Here is a 22,428-nt window from a genome sequence, read left to right on the forward strand (position 1 = left end):
CGCAATCGGGGAAGCCGCGTGATGGGACTGCCAAGCACACCCCCCCTGACCCTGGTGCCAGCAACGGACACCCGCACTACTGCCTCGACCTGCTGCTATTGCGGCGTCGGTTGCGGGGTTCTGATCGAACACGACGACGAGAAAATCCTCGGTGTCAGCGGCGATCCGCAGCACCCGGCCAACTTCGGCAAGCTGTGCAGCAAGGGCGCGAGCCTGCACCTGACCGGCGATCTCAGCGCCCGAGCCCTGCAACCGGAACTGCGCCTGAGCAAGTCACTGCCCCGCAGTGCCACTGACTGGGACACCGCTCTGGATCATGCCGCCAGCCTCTTCGCCCGGACCATCCACGAACACGGCCCGGACAGCGTGGCCTTCTATATCTCCGGCCAGTTGCTGACCGAGGACTACTACGCCTTCAACAAACTGGCGCGGACCGTGGTCGGCACCAACAATATCGACAGCAATTCACGCCTGTGCATGTCGTCGGCGGTGGTCGGCTACAAGCGCAGCCTCGGCGCCGACGCCCCGCCGTGCAGTTACGAAGATATCGAGCTGAGCGATTGTGTACTGATCGTCGGCAGCAATATGGCCTACGCCCATCCAGTGTTGTTTCGTCGCCTGGAAGAAGCCAAAAGCCGGCGCCCCGAGATGAGAATCATCGTGATCGACCCGCGCCGCACCGATACCTGCGAGCTGGCCGACCTGCATCTGGCGATTCTGCCAGGCACCGATGTCGCCCTGTTCCATGGGATTCTTCATCTGCTGATGTGGGAAGGCTGGATCGACCAGGACTTTATCGAGGCTCACACCGAGGGCTATGCCGAGCTGAAAAGCCTGGTCCACGACTACCCGCCGCAAAAAATCGCCGAACTCTGCGGCATTTCCCTGGACCATCTGCTGACCTGCGCGCGCTGGATCGGTCAGGCGCCAAGCTTTCTGTCGCTGTGGTGCATGGGTCTGAACCAGTCGACGTCCGGCAGCGCGAAGAACAGCGCGCTGATCAACCTGCACCTGGCCACCGGGCAGATCGGCCGCCCCGGCGCAGGACCGTTCTCCCTGACCGGTCAGCCCAATGCCATGGGCGGCCGCGAAACCGGCAGTCTCTCCAATCTGTTGCCAGGGCATCGTGAAGTCGCCAACCCCGAACATCGCGCTGAAGTTGCCGCCTATTGGGGGGTACCTGAGCTGCCGGATACACCTGGCTTGTCCGCCATCGAACTGTTCGACGGCATGGCCAATGGCACCATCAAGGCCGTGTGGATCGCCTGCACCAACCCGGCTCAGTCGCTGCCGGACCAACTCAAGGTGCAGCAGGCGCTGAATACCTGCCCGTTCGTGGTCTTGCAGGAAGCCTTTCACACCACCGAAACCGCCCGTTTCGCCGATCTGCTGCTGCCCGCCGCCAGTTGGGGCGAGAAAGCAGGCAGCGTGACCAACTCCGAGCGGCGGGTGTCGCGGGTGCGTAAAGCGATTCCGGCACCGGGCCAGGCTCGGCCTGACTGGGCCATCACCGTGGATTTCGCCCAGCGTCTGCAGGAGCGTCTACGCCCCGGCAGCCCCGCCCTGTTGAATTTCGCCTCGCCCCAGGCGCTGTTCGATGAATACAAACAGCTGACCCGCGGCCGCGATCTGGACCTGAGCGGTCTCGGCTATGAGCTGATCGAGCAACGCGGGCCGCAGCAATGGCCCTTCCCCGAAGGCGCGCAAAACGGCACGACACGCCTGTATCAGGACGGTATCTTTGCGACGCCGTCGGGGCGCGCACGCTTTATCAGCGAAGCGTATCAGGCGCCCAAAGAACTGCGCGACGCGCGCTATCCCCTGACCCTCAACACCGGCCGCCTGCGCGATCAGTGGCACGGCATGAGCCGCACCGGTACGGCCGCGCAATCATTCGGCCATGTCAGCGAAGCGGTGCTGAGCCTGCATCCTGATGAACTGCAGCGCCATCGCTTGCAGGCCGGTGACCTGGTGCGCCTGCACAGCCGCCGGGCCAGCCTGATCGTGCCCGTCGTCGCTGATCCGGGCGTACGTCCCGGCCAGGCCTTTCTGCCGATGCACTGGGGCGAGCGCTTCCTCAAGGGTGGGGTCAATGTACTGACCCAACCGGCCTATGACGCCATCTCCAAGCAGCCGGAACTGAAGCACTCCGGCGTGCGCCTGGAGCGGGTCGAATTGCCATGGCAGTTGTTCATCCTGATCGAGGGTGATGTGCAGCGTCATTTACAGAAGATTCGCCCCCTGTGTGACGCCTTTGCCTACGCCAGCCTCAGCCTGGTCGGACGAGAGCGCCCGGCCCTGCTGATCCGCGCTGCCAGTGTCGAAGCGCCCGCAGCAGAGTGGCTGCAACAGATCGACGAGGCGCTGGGCCTGGAAAGCAGCTCGGTCATGGCTTACGACGATGGCAAACACGGGGTGGGCAAACGCATCCGCCTCGATAACGGGCGCATCACTGCGATCCGCCTGGCCGGGGAAACCGCCGCCCGGCACTGGCTGCAAGGGCTCTGGCAGGAAGGCCGGGTCGACGAATCCCTGCGTCGCTGGCTGTTGGCCCCGCTGAGTACGCCACCGGGCAAGAGCAGCAAGCCAGCAGCCAGCGGCAAGACCCTGTGCAATTGCAAAAACGTCAGCGAAGCGGCCGTGCTGGGCGGTATCGAGCGCGGCATGGATCTGGATCAATTGAAAGGCCAACTGGGCTGCGGGACCCTGTGCGGTTCCTGCGTGCCGGAAATCAAGCGTCTGCTGACGGCCGCAGCGCCGATCACAGTGAGGAGTGCGTCATGAGTGCGAAAGTCTGGTTGGTCGGTGCAGGTCCCGGTGATCCCGAACTCTTGACCCTCAAGGCCGTGCGTGCCTTGAACGAAGCCGATGTGGTGCTGATCGACGATCTGGTCAACCCCGCCGTACTGCAACATTGCCCCGATGCGCGGGTCATTGCGGTGGGCAAACGCGGCGGCTGCCGCTCGACACCCCAGGCCTTTATCCATCGCCTGATGCTGCGTTATGTGCGGCAAAAGCGCTGCGTGGTCCGGCTCAAGGGCGGCGACCCGTGCATTTTCGGCCGGGGCGGCGAAGAAGCCGAGTGGCTGCGTGGCCATGGCGTCGAGGTGGAAGTGGTCAATGGCATTACCGCCGGACTGGCCGGGGCGACTCAATGCGGCATTCCCCTGACCCTGCGCGGGATCAGTCGCGGCGTGACCCTGGTCACTGCTCACACTCAGGATGACAGCCAACTGGACTGGCAGGCTCTGGCCAAGGGCGGCACGACGTTGGTGGTGTACATGGGCGTCGCCAAGCTGGGCGAGATCCGCGACAGCCTGCTGGCCGGTGGCATGGCCCCAGATACTCCCGTGGCCATGATCGAGAACGCTTCCCTGCCCCATCAGCGCGAATGCCGCAGCTCACTGGCCGCTATGCAGCAGGACGCCGCAGACTTCGAATTGAAGAGCCCGGCCATTCTGGTCATCGGTGCAGTAGCGGCCAGCGGACAGGTGTTATCGCCCAGCTCCCAATCTTTGTCATCTTGTGCCTGAAAGCCCTGCAAAGGGCTTTTCTCACCATGCCATCAGGCTAATATCGCGCGCTATATATAAATCAATATAGCGTGGTAAGACCGCATGATGATTAAACACACCTGGCCCCTGGCTCTGGGCGCCGCCGCTCTGGCCTTTTCGATCAATGCCAGTGCCGCCGACGCGATCCGTGTTGCCTACGCTGGCTCCATGGGCGTGGTGATGGACAAACACCTGGGGCCAGCCTTTGCCGAAGCCGAGCATCTGGACTACCAGGGCCAGGGCGAAGGCGCCTATGGCCTGGCGCGCCTGCTGGCATCGAAGAAAGCCGTTGCAGATGTGTTTGTCTCCATTACTCCCGGCCCGATCGAGATCCTGCAGAAAGCCGGTCTGGTGGATCACGCCATTCCCGTCGCCAGCACCCGCATGGTGATTGCCTACAACCCGAAAAGCCGATTCGCGGCTGACTTTGCCAGCAACAGCCAGTCTTGGTGGAAAGTCCTGCAGCAACCCGGCCTGCGCTTCGGTCGTACCGATGCCGCCACTGATCCCCAGGGCCAGAACATTATCTTCACCGTGCAACTGGCGGAGAAATACTACAAGCAGCCTGGCCTGGCACAGCAACTGCTCGGCGACGTGCGCAACCCGCAGCAGGTATTCGGCGAGGGCGGCTTGTTGAGCCGTCTGGAATCCGGCCAGCTCGACGCGGCTTCTGGTTATGAAAGCGCCACTTTGTCGGCCAGGCTGCCCTATGTGGCGCTGCCTGACGAGATCAACCTGAGCAACCCGGTCTATGCCAAGGACTGGTACAACACCACCAGCCTGTCGATCACTGATGGTACCGGCAAGACCCAGACCCTCACTCCGCAACCCTTGGTGTTCTACGCCGCCGTGCTGAAGAACGCGCCGGATGGCGGGCAGGCGCAAAAGTTTGTCGATTTCATGCTCTCGCCTGCTGGACAGAAGCTGTTCGAACAGAATGGCTATGGCAAGCCCAAGGGTGAGGCGCTGTAGCCCTGAACGCCTTCACGCAACGAGCCAGCAGTGCCTGGCTCAGCCTGCCCGCCGCCCTGTTGTTGTGCTTGCCGTTCCTGGCGCTTATCCGGGAAACGCCCTGGCAAGACTTTCGCCTGGCCTATGGCGACTGGAGTGCCATCGGTGTCTCAGTGGGCTGGAGTGCACTGTCCCTGGTCTTGATTATCCTGCTTGGAACGCCCCTGGCCCTGTGGCTGGCGCGTAGCAACTCGTCGCTCAAGCGCGGGGTCGAGATACTGGTGCTGATGACCCTGCTGACGCCGCCTTTGGCCATGGGCATTTTGCTGATTTCGGCGTTTGGTCCCTATGGCACCCTGGGTGAACCCCTGGCACGCCTGGGCCTGCTACTGAATAACAATGTCGGGGCGTTTATCCTCGCGCAGCTATACGGCGGCATTGCCTACTTTGTATTGGCGGCGCGGACAGCCTTCGAAGCGGTGCCACACACCCTGGAAGAGGCTGCACGGGGGCTGGGTTGCTCGCGACGGGCCGCTTTTTACCGGGTCACGCTGCCCCTGGCGGCACGGGCGCTGGCTGCGGGCCTGGCGATTACCTGGGTACGCATCATCGGTGAATTCGGCATCGTCATGGTCTTTGCCTACTTCCCCCAGGGCATCCCCGTGAAGCTGTTCGTCAACCTGCAGAATGACGGGGTCAACGCGGTCTACGCCTTGCTCTGGCTGCTGTTGCTGGTGACCTTGCCTTTTCCGTTGTGGTGCTTGTCGGTGTATGGGCAGTCACGCAAAAACCTGTAGAAGGTTGCTTCATGCCTGACGAACGTGGGACCGGCTTTAGCCGGGAAAGCAATGTCAGAGGCGATAGAGATCTGTCGATCCTGCCAATGCTTTCCCGGCTAAAGCCGGTCCCACAGGTCCAAACCGTATAGAAGTGCCACCTTAAATCGCAGTCAAAGAAAAGCCCGGCCTAAGCCGGGCTTTTCTATTGAAGCGGGCTAATTACTTAGCTTGAGCTTCTACTTCAGCTTCTACGCGACGGTTAACCGCGCGGCCAGCATCAGTTGCGTTGTCAGCAACAGGACGGGTTTCGCCGTAGCCTTTGGACTGAACGCGGTTGCCGCCAACACCGTACTGGTTAACCAGAACTTGTTTAACTGCGTCAGCACGACGCTGCGACAGTTTCTGGTTGTAAGCGTCAGGACCGACGGAGTCAGTGTGACCTTCAACAGTGGTGGTGGTTTGTGGGTACTGCTTCATGAAGTCAGCGAGGTTTTTGATGTCGCTGTAGCTGTTCGGCTTGACAACAGATTTGTCGAAGTCGAATTTCACGTCCAGCTGAACACGAACAACTTCAGCAACAGCTGGGCAGCCGTTAGCGTCAACAGTTACGTTGGCTGGAGTGTTAGGGCACTTGTCAACGTTGTCGCAAACGCCATCGTTGTCGCTGTCGGAGCATACGGCTGGAGCCGCTTCAACCGGTGCAGCTTCAACTTTCTTGGAGCCGCCACCGAAGTTCACACCGATACCAACGCTAGGTGCCCACTCGGTGTCACCCTGGTCGATGTTGTACTGAGCTTCAACGCCAGCACGGGCGTAGAAGTTTTCGGTGAAGTACAGTTTTGCACCAGCGCCAACGTTGGCGAAGGTGGAACGGTTACGACCGCCGCTGCCATTCTGGCCAATGCTTTGGTCGGAGAAACCGGCCGAGACGTATGGACGCAGCATGTCGCCTGGCTTGTTGAAGTGGTACAGAGCATCAAGGGCAGTGTCTGCGCCTTTGATGTTACGACCATCATCGCTACGGACGTTGTGCACTTCGTCGTAGCCCAGACGCAGTTCAACGTCGTCAGTCAGGAAGTAGCCAACCGAACCGCCGAACAGGTTGCCGTTATTTTTGAAATTACGGGCGCTGTCGTACTGTTCTTTCTTGGCGAAGCCTTCGATCTCGACTGCGCCTTGGCCTTGAGCCAGAGCGCCGAACGATGTCGCGGCAACAATAGTACCAATGGCCAAGCCCAAGGTGTTTTTCAGTTTCATCCGTTAAATCCCCATCTGGTGATTGTGAAGCAGTCCCGCATACCGGGGGACAACTCATCGGCAAGTCTAACAGATTTGCCTGCTCGTTAGAGATCTTTGCTCCGAGTTAAGTTTCGGTAATGCCTGCAAATTTCTCACGTAATTTATCAAGTGCTCGTTTGTAGCGCATTTTCGTGGCACTCAGGCCCATGTGCATTATGTCTGCGATCTCCTGAAATTCCAGTTCTGCGACAAAACGCAGCACCAAAATTTCCCGATCGATCGGGTTCACATGCACAAGCCAGCGATCGAGTCCGCCCTTCTCTTCAGGTTTTGGCGTCTTGTCTTCCGACGCTTCCTCAAGAGGGTCCAGACTCAAAGCATCCATCAACCGACGCTTTCGCCGTTCCTTTCTGTACTGAGTGATGCATTCATTGTAGGTAATGCTGTAGAGCCAGGTTTTGAACTTCGATTTACCCTCGAAATTCTTCAAGCCATACAACACCTTAAGCATCACTTCCTGACAGACATCGTCAGCATCGCGATCGTTCCCCAAATATCGTGCACAGACGTTAAAAAGGGTTCGCTGATAGCGACGCATCAATTCTTCGTAAGCCCGCGTCACGTGAAATAGTTCAACGTGCGAGCGCGCCACCAACTCCTCATCAGAGAGTTCGCGGGGGTCATAGCGCATCGATAGCGGTTGGGGGTTATTCAAAACAAGTCGTGCCGACAGTCAGGTCATTGGCCGCCACGGCGCGGATGTGCGGCTATTCGTGGCGGCATAGCTTAACAGGTTAGCGGCCTATCGGCTGCTCACTTGTTGATCAAGAAGAATACGGTTGGACAATGACACTAGTTCGCCGTCATCTGTCAGCAGCGTAGTTTTCACCGTACCGATTTCTTCGATCTGCCCTTCGACCCCTCCCACACGCACATGTTGCCCAACCTGATACAACTCCCGCACATAAATCCCGGCCAGTATCTGGCTCGCCAGTTCACGGCTGCCCAGGCCCATCGCCAGGGCGACGGCCAGACCAACGGTCAACAGCGCGATGACGATCACATGGTTGAGCAGGTCAGTCTTGACCTCCAACTGACTGATAGCCACCGAAATACTGATGATAATGACCAGGCCCTGGGCGATTCGCCCAAGGCCCGCTGAATAATCCAGGCCCACACCTTCAGCGGCACCGCGCACCAGGCCATTGGCCAGTTGTGCCAGCAGCACCCCCACCAATAGCACCAGGGCTGCGCCGAACACCTTAGGCAGGTACAGCGCCAGCATGTCGAGGGTGGCGGAAACCCGCTCCAACCCCAGGGACTCAGCGGCCGACACGAGGAAAATAAGCAGGACGAACCAATAGATAATCTTGCCGATCAGGGTCGATATCGGCACCTGTACACCGGCGCGGCTTATCAGCTTGGTCAGGCCAGTGCCGCCCATCAGGCGATCCAGGCCCAGTTTGGCAAGCAGCTTGGACAACAAAGTATCGAGCAGCTTGGCTACGACGAACCCCAGCAGCACCACCACAAGGGCACCGAAGAGGTTGGGGATGAAGTTTGCGACTTTGGTCCACAATGCTGTCATTGCGGCAACCAGGCTCTGTGTCCAGAGATTCAATTCCATATTCACTCAGCCTTATCGACAGGGCGGTTGTTCTGTTTGCGGCGGGAAACCGGGGCGATATGCGCTGAACCATTGTTCAGGGCAATCATCATGGCCTGGGACCAGCGGCCCAGCAGGCTGAACAGCACACCGGCACCGACCTGGCGGTTGGCGGTCTTGAGAACTCGCCCCAGACACGCATCGTCATCCCGGCTGGAGGATGACGAGTTGAGCATGTCACGCAGTGATTCTTCGAACGGATCGTGCATAGGCACCTCACGCAATGTCACTGGGAGACGTGGCCGATTTCAGGCGAGTCACAAATGAGTCATCCGGTAACGCATAAAAAATGTAACCGTCATACCCAGCGCAGCTTTCTGAACAGCCACCATTGCCCCAGCGCCACCGCGACCATCATCATGCAAGCGACCAGAAAGCCATAAGGGCTGCCCGATCCGGGAATGCCGCCGACATTGATACCCAACAGGCCGGTGAGGAAGCTCATGGGCAGGAAGATCCCGGTGACCACGCCGAAGCGGTACATGGTCCGGCTCATGCGCTCACTGAGGCGACGGTCTTCGGATTCCAGTACCAGCCCTACCCGCTCCCGCGTCAGCTCAAGCTCCTCGAGGTAACGGGTCAGGCTGTTGTTCAGTTCGTTCCAGTAATCGCCGTCATCGGCGACGAACCAGGGCAACTTGCAGCGCGTCAACTGACCGTAAATGTCCCGCTGCGGGGCAAGAAAGCGTCGCAGACCGGCCGCACGACGGCGGATATGCAGCATTTTGCCGTGATCCGGCTCGTACCGCTCGTCGGCGTCGATCTTCTCTTCTTCGTCATCGATGGATTCAGTCAGGTCGGTGACCAGTGCCTGAACCTTGTCGGTGAGGTATTGCGCCAGATAAAGAATCAGCTCGGAGGCAGTTTTCGGCCCCTTGCCTTCGTTGAATTTTTCGATCAGTTCGTCCGTGGCGCGCAATGGCCGCAGACGCAGGGAAATGACCCGCTGGGCCGCCGCGAAGATCCTTACCGAGACCATATCTTCCGGCTCGGCACCGGGGTTGAGATTGACCCCGCGCAGGAACAGCAGCAGTTCTTCATCGGGCAGCGACAGCATGCGCGGGCGGGTATTTTCTTCCAGCAGCAGGTCGCAGGCGAATTCACTCAGGCCACTGGCACTGCGCAACCAGGTGTGGGTTTGCGGATGACTGCGATCCCAGTGCAGCCAGACACTTTCGTGCGGCTGCAATTGCAGGGTTTGCAGATCGGTACGAGCTATGAAACGTGCCCCGCCTTTGCCGTCCAGTACCAGGGCGTGGACCAGCCCCCATTGCGCGTTTGTTTCGTCAAACATTCAGGTTTCGCTTATTCCGGCATTGTCAGAGGCGATGGTGAAACGATGACGCCATTATTGTCGGCGTAGACATACTCACCCGGACGGAAGGTAACACCGGCGAAGGTCACGGCCACGTTGAGGTCACCGATGCCGCGCTTGTCGGTCTTCATCGGGTGGGTGGCCAGAGCCTGGACGCCCAGGTCGGTCTGGGCAATGACATCGACGTCACGGATGCATCCGTAGATCACCATGCCTTCCCAGCCATTGTGTGCGGCCTTCTCGGCCAACAGGTCACCCAACAGGGCGCGGCGCAGGGAACCGCCACCGTCGACCACAAGCACCTTGCCCTTGCCGTCGAGTGCCACCTGATCGCGGATCAGGGAGTTGTCTTCGAAGCATTTGATCGTGACGATTTCACCGCCAAAGGAATCGCGGCCGCCAAAGTTGCTGAACATGGGTTCGAGCACCTGGACCAGTTCCGGGTAGGCATCGCACAGATCGGGCGTAATGTAATGCATGGTTAACTCCTGTCAGGTGAAGATCGCAGGCACAGAAGAGTAGCCTAGCGCGACCAAGTTGAACGGTGCCTGTCAGACAATAATATGAAAGTGGTCACTTTCGTGACCAAAGCTGCCTGACTCGTCACATCTTAGCCCCTGCTCTGCCCCAGCGGAATCGTTCAAACGTCTCAACCCGCCGCAGCCTCAGGCAACGTGTCTTCGGCCACCGTCGAACGCTCCCGCAGCCAGTCAGCGACCAGCGGCCAGACCTCGGTTTGCGCCGATTTGCTCACCAGCATCTGCACATGGCCGAAGTCTTCGCTGAAACCGTGCTCGCGACCCAGGCAGACAAATTTCCGCTCGACAGAGCCTATCTGTTCGAACAACTTGCGGCAGGCCCATTCCGGGTCCTGCTCATCCCCCACTGCCGCCACCGCCAGTACCGGCACCTCGACATCCTTCAGACCGGTCCACCAGTTGCCGTGGGCATCGCCGAAGCGGCCAAAAAGGCCATGCCAGCGCATGCTTTCCAGCACTAGGCCGATCGGCTCGTCTTCCGGACCACGCTTGAAACGCGGGCCGGAGATATGCTCGAAGGGCTTGAGCAGCAGACGGCCTGACCACTGCACCGGCGGCACTTTCAGCGGCCAGTAGGTGCGACTGACCTGGCTGCCGAACAGCGCCACGGAAGCTGCGCCCGGCGCGCCCAGGTATTGCCCGCCCAACGCCGCAGCCAGGGTGGTGCCGCCCAGGGAGTGACCGATCCAGTGCGGAATCTGCCCGCTTTGCTCGCGGACGAAGGCGGCAATGGCCGGCAAGTCGTAACGCGCGTAGTCCGCCACGCGGTTGGAACGATACGCCTGGTTGCGCGCCGACAGGCCATGACCACGCATTTCCGGGATCCAGACATCGAACCCGGCCCGGGCCAGATAGGCGCCCAGGCCGATGCCCTTTGGCGAATACCAGAAGCGGCGGTTGGAAAAGCTGCCGTGCAGCAGAATGACCGGCACGCCGCGCTGATCGGGATGCTCGAACAGGCCCAGGCGCGTGACCGCAAGCTCCACGCTGTAGTCCGGACTGTTGGCGGGTTTGAGGCGATATACGTCCTCGATCAGGTCGCCGCAACGTTCGGCGCTGATCAAGGCCACGGGAAAAAGAGTGCTGCTGCTTTGCATAGAGCTCTTGCGTAAAAACGGGCAGCCGGAAAACCACCCTGCGAAAAAAGGCCGACCCACGCAGGCTAAACAGCCTGGGCGGGTCGGCGACTTACGGTGTTGCGTGATCAGGCCGGAGCTTGACCTTCAGCCAGGAAGAACCAGGTTTCCAGTACGGAATCGGGGTTCAGGGAAACGCTTTCGATGCCCTGCTCCATCAGCCAGCGCGCCAGATCCGGGTGATCGGAAGGACCCTGGCCGCAGATACCGATGTACTTGCCGGCCTTGTTGCACGCTTGAATGGCATTGGCCAGCAGCTTCTTGACCGCAGGGTTACGCTCGTCGAACAGGTGAGCGATGATCCCCGAGTCCCGGTCCAGGCCCAGGGTCAGCTGGGTCAGGTCGTTGGAGCCGATGGAGAAACCGTCGAAGAACTCGAGGAACTCTTCAGCCAGGATCGCGTTGGACGGCAATTCGCACATCATGATGATGCGCAGGCCGTTTTCGCCGCGCTTGAGGCCGTTTTCAGCCAACAGGTCGATGACCTGGCTGGCTTCGCCCAGGGTACGGACGAACGGCACCATGATTTCGACGTTCGTCAACCCCATTTCGTTGCGTACGCGCTTGAGGGCGCGGCATTCGAGTTCGAAGCAGTCACGGAAGCTTTCGCTGATGTAACGCGAAGCACCGCGGAAGCCCAGCATCGGGTTCTCTTCTTCCGGCTCGTAGAGCTTGCCGCCGATCAGGTTGGCGTATTCGTTGGACTTGAAGTCCGACAGGCGCACGATGACTTTCTTCGGCGTGAATGCGGCGGCCAGAGTGCTGATGCCCTCGACCAGTTTCTCGACATAGAAACCGACCGGATCGTCGTAGCCCGCGATGCGCTTGTCGACGCTTTCCTTGATTTCCAGCGGCAGGTTCGGGTAGTTCAACAGCGCCTTGGGGTGCACGCCGATCATGCGGTTGATGATGAATTCCAGGCGCGCCAGGCCGACACCGGCGTTGGGCAACTGGGCGAAGTCGAAAGCCCGGTCCGGGTTGCCGACGTTCATCATGATCTTGAACGGCAGGTCAGGCATGGCATCGACCGAGTTGGTCTTGATGTCAAAGCCCAGTTCGCCTTCGAAGATATAGCCGGTATCGCCCTCGGCGCAGGAAACGGTCACGCCCTGGCCATCTTTCAACAGCTGAGTGGCGTTGCCGCAACCGACCACGGCCGGAATACCCAGCTCACGGGCGATGATCGCCGCGTGGCAGGTACGACCGCCACGGTTGGTGACGATGGCACTGGCGCGCTTCATGACCGGTTCCCAGTCCGGGTCGGTCATGTCGGAGACCAGGACGTCGCCTGGCTGGACCTTGTCCATCTCGGACACGTCCTTGATGATGCGCACCTTGCCAGCGCCGATACGCTGGCCAATGGCACGACCTTCGACCAGTACGGTGCCCTTTTCCTTGAGCAGGTAGCGCTCCATGACGTTGCCCGAAGAACGGCTCTTCACGGTTTCGGGACGCGCCTGGACGATGTAAAGCTTGCCGTCGTCACCGTCCTTGGCCCACTCGATGTCCATCGGCGCCTTGTAGTGCTTCTCGATGATCATCGCCTGCTTGGCCAGCTCGCTGACTTCGGCATCGCTGAGGCAGAAACGCGCACGCTCGGCGGCATCGACGTCGACAGTCTTGACCGAACGACCGGCCTTGGCCTCGTCGCCGTAGATCATCTTGATCGCCTTGCTGCCCAGATTGCGGCGCAGGATGGCCGGACGGCCGGCTTCCAGGGTGCCTTTGTGGACGTAGAACTCGTCCGGATTGACCGCACCCTGGACCACGGTTTCACCCAGGCCGTAGGCACCGGTAATGAACACCACGTCACGGAAGCCCGACTCGGTGTCGAGGGTGAACATCACACCCGCAGTCCCGGTTTCAGAGCGAACCATGCGTTGCACGCCAGCGGACAGAGCCACCAGTTTGTGATCGAAACCCTGGTGTACACGGTAGGAAATGGCGCGATCGTTGAACAGGGAAGCGAAGACTTCCTTGGCCGCACGGATGACGTTTTCAACGCCGCGGATGTTCAGGAAGGTTTCCTGCTGACCGGCAAAGGAAGCGTCAGGCAGGTCTTCAGCAGTGGCGGAAGAACGCACGGCCACGGCGATATCCGGGTTGCCTGCCGACAGTTCGGCGAAGGCGGTACGGATTTCGGCGTTGAGCCGCTCGGGGAACTCGGCTTCCATGATCCACTGACGAATCTGCGCGCCGGTCTTGGCCAAGGCGTTGACGTCGTCGACATCAAGAGCGTCCAGCGCAGCGTGGATCTGATCGTTCAGACCACTCTGCTCCAGAAAATCACGGTAGGCCTGAGCTGTAGTGGCGAAGCCACCAGGGACCGAAACGCCAGCGCCTGCAAGGTTACTGATCATTTCGCCGAGGGATGCGTTCTTGCCTCCCACGTGCTCCACATCATGGACGCCGAGCTTATCGAGGGAAACTACGTACTCTACCAAGGTGATCTCTCCACTTAACTGTGTGTGTTGTTGGGAAAAGCTCAAATTGCCGAACCGCCATGCAACACGGCCCTGCAGGTGTGTGGCCCGGACCCTGGAAATAAGCAAGAATGCCTACTGTCCAGGCCCGCAAGCGCGCCTATGATAGCCAACATTCGCCACCAGCTTAAGGCCCGAGCACAAATGAAACGATCTGCGTTCTTTATCTCCGACGGCACCGGCATCACTGCCGAAACCCTGGGCCAGAGCCTGTTGGCACAATTTGAAAACATCACGTTCAACAAGTTCACGAGGCCGTACATCGACAGCGTCGAAAAAGCGCGGGCGATGGTACAACAAATCAACAACGCCGCCGACAGGGACGATGTGCGTCCGATCATTTTCGACACCATCGTCAACCAGGAAATACGCGAGATCCTGGCCACCTCGAACGGTTTCATGATCGATATTTTCTCAACCTTCCTGGCGCCGCTGGAGCAGGAGCTTAGTTCACACTCCTCCTATTCGGTGGGCAAATCCCACTCCATCGGTCACAACTCCAACTACATGGAGCGCATCGAGGCAGTGAACTTCGCCCTCGACAACGACGATGGCGCCCGGACCCATTATTACGACAAGGCCGACATCATCCTCGTCGGTGTTTCGCGCTGCGGCAAGACCCCTACCTGTCTATACATGGCCATGCAATTCGGCATCCGCGCGGCCAACTACCCGCTGACCGAAGACGATATGGAAAGCCTGCAACTGCCTGCCGCGCTGAAGACCCACCGTAGCAAACTGTTCGGCCTGACCATTGACCCAGATCGCCTGACCGCCATTCGCCACGAGCGCAAGCCCAACAGCCGCTACTCCAGCTATGCCCAGTGCGAGTTCGAAGTGCGGGAAGTGGAAAACCTGTTCCGCCGCGAGAACATCCCCAATATCAACTCCACGCACTTCTCGGTGGAGGAGATCTCGGCGAAGGTATTGGTCGAGAAAGGGGTTGAGCGCCGGTTCAAGTAATCATCTGAGTTTTGAAAATCGATTAAAGATGGATTGTGTGGGAGCGAATTCATTCGCGAAGACGGTGTTTCAGACGATAAAAATGCGTCGAATGTACCGACCTCTTCGCGAATGAATTCGCTCCCACAACCACCACCCCACAGCCCCGCAGGTTAGAGTGGCACCCTCACCCACCCTTCCATCAACACCCGCGCACTGCGGCTCATCACCGCCTTGAGCACCTTCCATTCGCCATTGACCTGATCGGCCTGGGCGCCGACGCGCAGGGTGCCCGAGGGGTGGCCGAAGCGTACGGCGCTGCGTTCGCCGCCGCCTGCCGCGAGGTTGACCAGGGTGCCGGGGATCGCCGCAGCCGTGCCGATCGCGACGGCTGCGGTGCCCATCATGGCGTGGTGCAGCTTGCCCATGGACACCGCCCGTACCAACAGATCGGCATCGTCTACCGATTTGCCACTGGACGATACGTACTGCCGCGGCGGCGCGACAAAGGCAACCTTGGGCGTGTGCTGGCGGGTAGCCGCTTCGTCCAGGTGCTTGATCAGGCCCATGCACAGGGCGCCGTGGGCACGGATGGTTTCCAGCATGGCCAGGGCCTTGCCGTCGCCATTGATATCACCCTGCAGCTCGGCGCCGGTGTAGCCGATATCGGCCGCGTTGATGAAGATGGTCGGGATCCCGGCATTGATCATCGTCGCCTTGAGCGTACCGACACCGGGCACTTCCAGGTCGTCGACCAGTTGCCCGGTGGGAAACATCGAACCGCCTGCGCCCTCTTCGTCCGCAGCCGGGTCCATAAACTCCAGTTGAACCTCTGCCGCCGGGAAGGTCACGCCATCCAGCTCGAAGTCACCGGTCTCCTGCACCGCGCCGTTGGTGATGGGCACATGGGCGATGATGGTCTTGCCGATATTGGCCTGCCAGACCCGCACCACCGCCACGCCGTTCTGGGGAATACGGCTGGCGTCCACTAAACCCTGACTAATGGCGAATGGCCCGACCGCAGCAGACAAATTGCCGCAGTTGCCGCTCCAGTCAACGAAGGGCTTGTCGATGGAGACCTGGCCGAACAGGTAATCGACGTCGTGATTGGCCTTGATGCTTTTGGAAATGATCACTGTCTTGCTGGTACTGGAGGTGGCCGCGCCCATGCCGTCGATCTGCTTCTCGTAGGGATCGGGGCTGCCGATCACTCGTAGCAAAAGGGCATCGCGCTCAGGACCGGGGACCTGGGCGGACTCGGGCAGGTCTTGCAGGCTGAAGAACACGCCTTTGCTGGTGCCGCCACGCATATAGGTGGCGGGGATCTTGATTTGTGCCGGATAAGCCATGGAAATCTTGTCCTTTCAAAAGTTGTTGGAGCGAGGCTTGCCCGCGAAGAACGGTAACCCGGTATGGCTGGCTAACCGCAGCAACAGCTTCGCGGGCGAGCCTCGCTCCAACGAGCAATTACCTAAGCCACTGACGACTCAAGGAAGTCCTGGGCGAAGCGCTGCAACACGCCGCCCGCCTCGTAGATCGACACTTCTTCAGCCGTATCCAGACGGCAGGTCACTGGCACTTCCAGGCGTTCGCCGTCCTTGCGGTTGATCACCAGGGTCAGGGTGGCGCGGGGTGTCGGCTTGCCGATCACGTCGAAGGTTTCACTGCCGTCGATACCCAAAGTCAGGCGGTTGACCCCCGACTTGAACTCCAGGGGCAGCACGCCCATGCCGACCAGATTGGTGCGGTGGATACGCTCGAAGCCTTCGGCGGCAATCGCCTCGACCCCGGCCAGACGCACGCCCTTGGCTGCCCAGTCGCGGGACGAGCCCTGGCCGTAATCGGCACCGGCAATGATGATCAGCGGCTGCTTGCGCGACATATAGGTTTCGATGGCTTCCCACATCCGCGTGACCGTGCCTTCCGGCTCAATGCGGGTCAGGGAGCCCTTCTTCACCTGGCCATCGACCACGGCCATTTCGTTGACCAGTTGCGGGTTGGCAAAGGTCGCACGCTGGGCGGTGAGGTGGTCGCCACGATGAGTCGCGTAGGAGTTGAAGTCCTCCTCCGGCAGGCCCATTTTCGCCAGGTACTCACCGGCGGCACTGTTCAACATGATGGCGTTGGACGGCGACAGGTGGTCGGTGGTGATGTTGTCCGGCAGCACTGCCAGCGGGCGCATGCCCTTGAGCGTGCGCTCCCCGGCCAGGGCGCCTTCCCAGTATGGAGGACGGCGGATATAGGTGCTCATCGGCCGCCAGTCGTACAGCGGCGGCACCGCAGGCCCGGCCTCCTGGATCGCGAACATGGGGATATAGACCTGGCGGAACTGCTCCGGCTTGACCGATGCCTTGACCACCGCATCGATTTCTTCGTCGCTGGGCCAGATATCCTTGAGGCGAATTTCCTTGCCGTCGACCACCGCCAGCACATCCTTCTCGATATCGAAACGGATGGTCCCGGCAATCGCATAGGCCACTACCAGCGGCGGCGAAGCGAGGAAAGCCTGCTTGGCGTACGGGTGGATACGTCCGTCGAAGTTGCGGTTACCCGACAGCACGGCCGTGGCGTATAGGTCGCGGTCGATGATTTCCTTCTGGATCAGCGGATCCAGGGCGCCGGACATGCCGTTGCAAGTGGTGCAGGCAAAGGCCACTACGCCAAAGCCCAATTGCTCCAGCTCGGAAGTCAGGCCGGCTTCATCCAGATACAACGCCACGGTCTTGGAGCCCGGCGCCAGGGACGACTTGACCCACGGCTTGCGGGTCAAGCCCAGGCGATTGGCATTGCGCGCCAGCAGACCGGCGGCAATCACGTTGCGCGGGTTACTGGTGTTGGTGCAACTGGTGATGGCCGCGATGATCACCGCGCCGTCGGGCATCTGCCCCGGCACTTCGGTCCACTGCCCGGCAATGCCCTTGGCCGCCAGATCGCTGGTCGCAACCCGCGCGTGGGGGTTGGACGGACCCGCCATGTTACGTACGACGCTGGACAGGTCGAAGCTCAGCACGCGCTCGTATTGAACGTCTTTGAGGCTATCGGACCACAGCCCGGTTTCCTTGGCGTACAGCTCAACCAGGGCGACCTGCTCGTCTTCGCGGCCGGTGAGCTTGAGGTAGTCGATGGTTTGCGAATCGATGGAGAACATCGCCGCCGTGGCGCCGTACTCAGGGGCCATGTTGGAAATGGTCGCGCGGTCACCCAGGGTCAGGCTTGCCGAACCGGTGCCGTAAAACTCCAGCCAGGCGCCGACCACTTTCTGCTTGCGCAGGAACTCGGTCAGGGCCAGGACCACGTCCGTGGCAGTGATGCCGGACTGACGCTGGCCGGTCAGTTCGACGCCGATAATGTCCGGCAGGCGCATCCACGAGGCGCGGCCCAGCATCACGTTCTCGGCTTCCAGGCCACCGACACCAATGGCGATCACGCCCAGGGCATCGACATGCGGGGTGTGGCTGTCGGTGCCGACCAGGGTGTCGGGGAAGGCCACGCCTTCACGGACCTGCACCACCGGCGACATTTTCTCCAGGTTGATCTGGTGCATGATGCCGTTGCCAGGCGGAATCACTTCGACGTTCTTGAACGCCAGTTTGGTCCAGTCGATGAAGTGGAAGCGGTCTTCGTTGCGACGGTCTTCAATGGCGCGGTTCTTGGCGAAGGCATCCGGGTCGAAGCCGCCGCACTCCACGGCCAGGGAATGGTCGACGATCAGTTGCACCGGCACTACCGGGTTGACCTGGGCCGGATCACCACCGCGCTCGGCGATGGCGTCACGCAGGCCGGCCAGATCGACCAGAGCGGTCTGGCCGAGAATGTCGTGGCAGACCACCCGGGCCGGAAACCACGGGAAGTCCAGATCGCGCTTGCGCTCGATCAACTGGCTCAGGGACGCCTTGAGCGTCGTCGGATCACAGCGGCGCACCAGGTTTTCCGCCAGTACCCGGGAGGTGTATGGCAGGGTGGCATAGGCGCCAGGCTTGATCGCCTCGACAGCCGCGCGGGCGTCGAAGTAATCCAGGCGGGTGCCGGGCAGCAGCTTGCGGTATTCAGAATTCATGGCACAGGGCTCGATCACGGTAGTGGCAGAGGATGGATGGAAAGCGCCGTGGTTCGCAGCGCTCCCCTCCCCCGGTCAGCGACGTTCGATGGGCACGAACTTGCGCTGTTCGACGCCGATGTATTCGGCGCTTGGACGAATGATGCGGTTATTGGCACGCTGTTCGAAAACGTGGGCGGCCCAGCCGGTCAGGCGCGAGCAGACGAAGATCGGCGTGAACAGCTTGGTCGGGATACCCATGAAGTGGTACGCCGAGGCATGGTAGAAGTCGGCGTTGGGAAACAGTTTCTTCTGCTCCCACATGGTCTTGTCGATGGCTTCGGAGACCGGGAACAGCACGGTATCGCCCACTTCGTCAGCGAGTTTTTTCGACCAGCCCTTGATCACCTCGTTGCGCGGGTCGGAGTCTTTGTAGATCGCGTGGCCGAAGCCCATGATCTTATCCTTGCGCTCAAGCATGCCGAGGGTGCCTTTGACCGCGTCTTCGACCGAGCTGAAGCGCTCGATCATGGCCATGGCCGCTTCGTTGGCGCCGCCATGCAGCGGGCCGCGCAGACTGCCGATGGCGGCGGTGATGCAGGAAAACAGGTCCGACAGAGTCGAAGCGCAGACCCGAGCGGTGAAGGTCGAGGCGTTGAATTCGTGCTCGGCGTAAAGAATCAGCGACACATCCATGACCTTGGCGTGCAGCTCGCTAGGTTTCTTGTCCAGCAGCAGGTGCAGGAAGTGCGCGCCAATTGAGGGCTCGTCAGTCACGCACTCGATGCGCTTGCCTTCGTGGCTGAAGCGATACCAATAGCACATGATCGCCGGGAACGCCGCCAACAGGCGGTTGGTCGCGGCCAGTTGCTGACTGAAATCCTCTTCAGGCTCCAGGTTGCCGAGCATCGAGGCACCGGTGCGCATGACATCCATAGGGTGGGCGCTGGCGGGAATCCGCTCCAGCACTTCCTTCAAGGCTTGCGGCAAATCACGCAGGCCCTGCAGTTCATGCAGATAGGCATCCAGCTGGGCCTGACTCGGTAGATCGCCGTAGAGCAGCAGATAGGCGACTTCTTCGAAACGTGCTTCGGCGGCCAGTTCACGGACGTCGTAGCCGCGATAGGTCAATCCGGCACCGGCCTGCCCTACGGTGGACAACGCCGTCTGCCCGGCGACCTGGCCCCGCAGGCCAGCGCCGCTCAATACTTTTGCTTCAGCCATTGCTGTCTCCAATCTTGAATTTGTTAGGGAATCGGCAATTCATTTTTCTGGAACTGTGGGAGCGAATTCATTCGCGAAAGCGGTATTCCAGTCAATGCAGATGCATTGCAGTCACTGGCCTCTTCGCGAATGAATTCGCTCCCACATACGGTCCTCATAATGCGTCGCACCGACTTGCGTCAGCCTTTTTTCTGCGCAAACAACGCATCGAGTTTCTGCTCGAAGGTGTGGTAATCGATAGCGTCGTACAGTTCCATGCGGGTCTGCATGGTGTCGATCACGTTCTTCTGCGAGCCATCGCGGCGGATCGCGCCGTAGACGTTTTCCGCCGCCTTGTTCATGGCACGGAACGCCGACAGCGGATACAGCACCAGGGACACATCGGCGTTACGGAGTTCGTCCACGGTGTACAGCGGCGTGGCGCCGAATTCGGTGATATTGGCCAGAATCGGCGCGCGAACGCGGGCGGCGAACAGCTTGTACATGTCCAGTTCGGTGATGGCTTCCGGAAAGACCATGTCGGCACCGGCCTCGATGCAGGCTTCGGCCCGTTCCAGCGCCGATTCCAGGCCTTCCACGGCCAGGGCATCGGTGCGCGCCATGATCACGAAGCTGTCATCGGTGCGGGCATCGACGGCGGCCTTGATGCGGTCGACCATCTCCTGCTGGGAGACAATCTCTTTATTAGGACGGTGGCCGCAGCGCTTGGCGCCGACCTGGTCCTCGATATGGATTGCGGCCGCGCCGAACTTGATCATCGAGCGAACCGTGCGCGCAACGTTGAATGCCGACGAACCAAAACCGGTATCGACATCCACCAACAACGGCAGGTCGCAGACATCGGTAATGCGTCGCACATCGGTGAGCACATCATCGAGACCGGTAATACCCAGGTCCGGCACACCCAGGGAGCCGGCTGCGACGCCGCCACCGGACAGATAGATCGCCTTGAAACCGGCACGCTTGGCCAACAGGGCGTGGTTGGCATTGATGGCGCCGACGACTTGCAGGGGCTGTTCGCTGGCGACGGCGTCACGGAAACGCTGGCCGGGAGTGCTTCTGGTCATTTTTCACCTCGGTCTGGAACGGCCTGGTAATGCCGCTCGATATTGCGTTTGGAAGCGCCGATGTGGCGGCGCATCAACAATTCGGCGAGTTCGCCATCACGGTCAGCGATGGCGTCGAGAATGCGGTGGTGTTCGGCAAAAGCCTGGCGCGGGCGGTTGGGCGTGTTGGAGAACTGAATGCGGTACATGCGCACCAGTTGATACAACTCGCCGCAAAGCATCTGGCTCAGGGTGCGGTTGCCGCTGCCCTGGATGATCCGGTAGTGGAAGTCGAAATCGCCTTCCTGCTGGTAGTAGCCCAGCCCGGCCTGGAACGCCGCGTCACGCTCATGAGTGTCGAGGACCCGGCGCAATTCGTCGATTTCTTCCACGGTCATGCGCTCGGCAGCCAGGCGGCAGGCCATGCCTTCGAGGGATTCGCGAATTTCGTAGAGTTCGATCAACTCGGCGTGGCTCAGGGACACTACCCTGGCGCCTACATGAGGGACCCGCACCAGCAGGCGCTGGCCTTCCAGACGATGGATCGCCTCGCGCAACGGCCCGCGGCTGATACCGTAGGTGCGCGCCAGTTCCGGTTCGGAAATCTTGCTGCCGGGGGCAATCTCGCCCTTGACGATGGCCGCCTGAATACGCCGAAAGACGTTTTCGGACAAGGTCTCCGATTCGTCATGGCCGTTTAACGGGCTTTCTACCTCACCCAACATATTGTCGACACCTTGAAGATCAATACCGACAAATCTAGCTATACCACTAGAATCAGTCAAAGAAAAAATCAACATTGTCGACAATCGTCTAATACCAAGGCTTTTCAGGAGAAACCTTTTTAAACACTTGCCACTCCGTGGAACCTGGCAGCCCGGCACCACCGTGCTAGAATCCGGCCCGCTTCGATCGAGCCAAATGAACGGTATAACCGATCACTATCGAGGGCTGCGCCCCTCACCGCGCCAGGATCTATGAGACTCATAACCCCCTTTTCGTTGCTCTGCCTGATGCTGCTGGCCGGCACCGGCGAAGCCGCCGACAAGACCGTTTACGGTTTGAACGAATACGCAGAACTCGCCGATATCGACCTGCAGGTCGCCGCCAAGCTCGACACCGGCGCCCACACCGCTTCCCTCAGTGCCCGGGATATCACCCACTTCACTCGCGACGGCGAAGGCTGGGTGCGCTTCTATCTGGCCATCGACGACGCCCACCAGCACCCCATCGAACGCCCGCTGCAGCGCCTGAGCAAGATCAAGCGCCGGGCCGACGACTACAGCCCCGATGACGAGAAAAAGTACAGCGCCCGCCCGGTGATCAGCCTGGATGTGTGCATGGGCAAAGTTTTACGCACGCTGGAAGTGAACTTGACCGACCGAAGTGCATTCCAATACCCGCTTTTGATTGGCTCCGAGGCGCTCAAGCGCTTCGACGCCCTGGTCGATCCCAGCCTGAAATATTCAAAGGGCAAACCGAGCTGCCCTCCTGTTGCCAGGCCCAAAGAGTAAATCC

General features: G+C 60.4%; 19 protein-coding genes. 6 read left to right on the forward strand and 13 right to left on the reverse strand.

All coding sequences use genetic code 11. From position 1 onward, the window contains the following. Positions 1-21: 21 nt before the first annotated feature. The 4 genes from M2401_RS04340 (at position 22) to M2401_RS04355 (ending at position 5,302) form a co-directional block, all read left to right on the forward strand. Positions 22-2,784, forward strand: coding sequence for a nitrate reductase (locus tag M2401_RS04340; protein WP_259100186.1), 2,763 nt, complete (start codon positions 22-24; stop codon positions 2,782-2,784). Next, on the forward strand, positions 2,781-3,533 hold the full coding sequence (cobA, locus tag M2401_RS04345) for a uroporphyrinogen-III C-methyltransferase (RefSeq protein WP_259100189.1): 753 nt from the start codon (positions 2,781-2,783) through the stop codon (positions 3,531-3,533). The genes M2401_RS04340 and cobA overlap by 4 nt, the downstream gene beginning before the upstream one ends. Positions 3,534-3,617: 84 nt before the next feature. Beyond that, on the forward strand, positions 3,618-4,526 hold the full coding sequence (locus M2401_RS04350; protein ID WP_259100192.1) for an extracellular solute-binding protein: 909 nt from the start codon (positions 3,618-3,620) through the stop codon (positions 4,524-4,526). Between the two features lie 68 nt (positions 4,527-4,594). Further along, entirely contained in the window at positions 4,595-5,302 is a 708-nt protein-coding gene (locus M2401_RS04355) for an ABC transporter permease subunit (RefSeq protein WP_259100195.1), read from the forward strand. A 201-nt stretch (positions 5,303-5,503) separates the two neighbouring features. On the opposite strand, the gene M2401_RS04360 is transcribed toward M2401_RS04355, so the two are convergent. From M2401_RS04360 to ppsA, 8 genes are all read right to left on the reverse strand, one after another. Further along, on the reverse strand, positions 5,504-6,541 hold the full coding sequence (locus M2401_RS04360; RefSeq protein WP_259100198.1) for an OmpA family protein: 1,038 nt from the start codon (positions 6,539-6,541) through the stop codon (positions 5,504-5,506). Between the two features lie 106 nt (positions 6,542-6,647). Continuing rightward, positions 6,648-7,238: an RNA polymerase sigma factor SigX gene (sigX, locus tag M2401_RS04365; RefSeq protein WP_259100202.1), complete on the reverse strand. Its 591-nt coding sequence runs from the start codon at positions 7,236-7,238 to the stop codon at positions 6,648-6,650. An 87-nt stretch (positions 7,239-7,325) separates the two neighbouring features. Beyond that, the gene (locus tag M2401_RS04370; RefSeq protein WP_259100205.1) at positions 7,326-8,150 is read right to left on the reverse strand and encodes a mechanosensitive ion channel family protein; all 825 of its coding nucleotides are present in this window, start codon (positions 8,148-8,150) and stop codon (positions 7,326-7,328) included. 2 nt (positions 8,151-8,152) lie between these two features. After that, positions 8,153-8,398 carry a CrfX protein gene (locus M2401_RS04375; protein WP_259100208.1) on the reverse strand — a complete coding sequence of 82 codons (246 nt, stop codon included), beginning with the start codon at positions 8,396-8,398 and terminating at the stop codon, positions 8,153-8,155. A gap of 89 nt (positions 8,399-8,487) precedes the next feature. Then, a complete protein-coding gene (locus M2401_RS04380; protein ID WP_259100211.1) occupies positions 8,488-9,483 on the reverse strand; it encodes a zinc transporter ZntB in 996 nt (331 codons plus the stop codon). A gap of 11 nt (positions 9,484-9,494) precedes the next feature. Then, a complete protein-coding gene (gene rraA, locus M2401_RS04385; RefSeq protein ID WP_259100214.1) occupies positions 9,495-9,983 on the reverse strand; it encodes a ribonuclease E activity regulator RraA in 489 nt (162 codons plus the stop codon). Between the two features lie 170 nt (positions 9,984-10,153). Further along, entirely contained in the window at positions 10,154-11,140 is a 987-nt protein-coding gene (locus M2401_RS04390) for an alpha/beta fold hydrolase (protein ID WP_259100216.1), read from the reverse strand. Between the two features lie 107 nt (positions 11,141-11,247). Further along, positions 11,248-13,623, reverse strand: coding sequence for a phosphoenolpyruvate synthase (ppsA, locus tag M2401_RS04395; RefSeq protein WP_259100219.1), 2,376 nt, complete (start codon positions 13,621-13,623; stop codon positions 11,248-11,250). Positions 13,624-13,806: 183 nt separating this feature from the next. On the opposite strand from ppsA, the gene M2401_RS04400 reads away from it, so the two are divergent. Beyond that, positions 13,807-14,625, forward strand: coding sequence for a pyruvate, water dikinase regulatory protein (locus tag M2401_RS04400; protein WP_259100222.1), 819 nt, complete (start codon positions 13,807-13,809; stop codon positions 14,623-14,625). Positions 14,626-14,777: 152 nt separating this feature from the next. Here M2401_RS04400 and prpF read toward each other — a convergent pair whose 3' ends face one another. The 5 genes from prpF to M2401_RS04425 all read right to left on the reverse strand — a co-directional run bounded on the left by prpF (position 14,778) and on the right by M2401_RS04425 (position 21,635). Continuing rightward, a complete protein-coding gene (gene prpF / locus M2401_RS04405) occupies positions 14,778-15,953 on the reverse strand; it encodes a 2-methylaconitate cis-trans isomerase PrpF (protein WP_259100224.1) in 1,176 nt (391 codons plus the stop codon). Between the two features lie 122 nt (positions 15,954-16,075). Further along, positions 16,076-18,661 carry a Fe/S-dependent 2-methylisocitrate dehydratase AcnD gene (gene acnD, locus M2401_RS04410; RefSeq protein ID WP_259100227.1) on the reverse strand — a complete coding sequence of 862 codons (2,586 nt, stop codon included), beginning with the start codon at positions 18,659-18,661 and terminating at the stop codon, positions 16,076-16,078. A 75-nt stretch (positions 18,662-18,736) separates the two neighbouring features. Beyond that, the gene (gene prpC, locus M2401_RS04415) at positions 18,737-19,864 is read right to left on the reverse strand and encodes a 2-methylcitrate synthase (protein ID WP_259100230.1); all 1,128 of its coding nucleotides are present in this window, start codon (positions 19,862-19,864) and stop codon (positions 18,737-18,739) included. 179 nt (positions 19,865-20,043) lie between these two features. Then, positions 20,044-20,931, reverse strand: coding sequence for a methylisocitrate lyase (prpB, locus tag M2401_RS04420; protein ID WP_259100233.1), 888 nt, complete (start codon positions 20,929-20,931; stop codon positions 20,044-20,046). Next, positions 20,928-21,635, reverse strand: a complete 708-nt coding sequence (locus M2401_RS04425; protein ID WP_259100236.1) for a GntR family transcriptional regulator — start codon at positions 21,633-21,635, stop codon at positions 20,928-20,930. The genes prpB and M2401_RS04425 overlap by 4 nt, the downstream gene beginning before the upstream one ends. Positions 21,636-21,887: 252 nt before the next feature. Between M2401_RS04425 and M2401_RS04430 the strand changes: the two genes are divergently transcribed. Next, the gene (locus tag M2401_RS04430) at positions 21,888-22,424 is read left to right on the forward strand and encodes an ATP-dependent zinc protease (protein WP_259100239.1); all 537 of its coding nucleotides are present in this window, start codon (positions 21,888-21,890) and stop codon (positions 22,422-22,424) included. Positions 22,425-22,428: the final 4 nt, after the last annotated feature.

The organism is Pseudomonas sp. JUb42, assembly GCF_024807945.1.
Lineage (GTDB): Bacteria > Pseudomonadota > Gammaproteobacteria > Pseudomonadales > Pseudomonadaceae > Aquipseudomonas.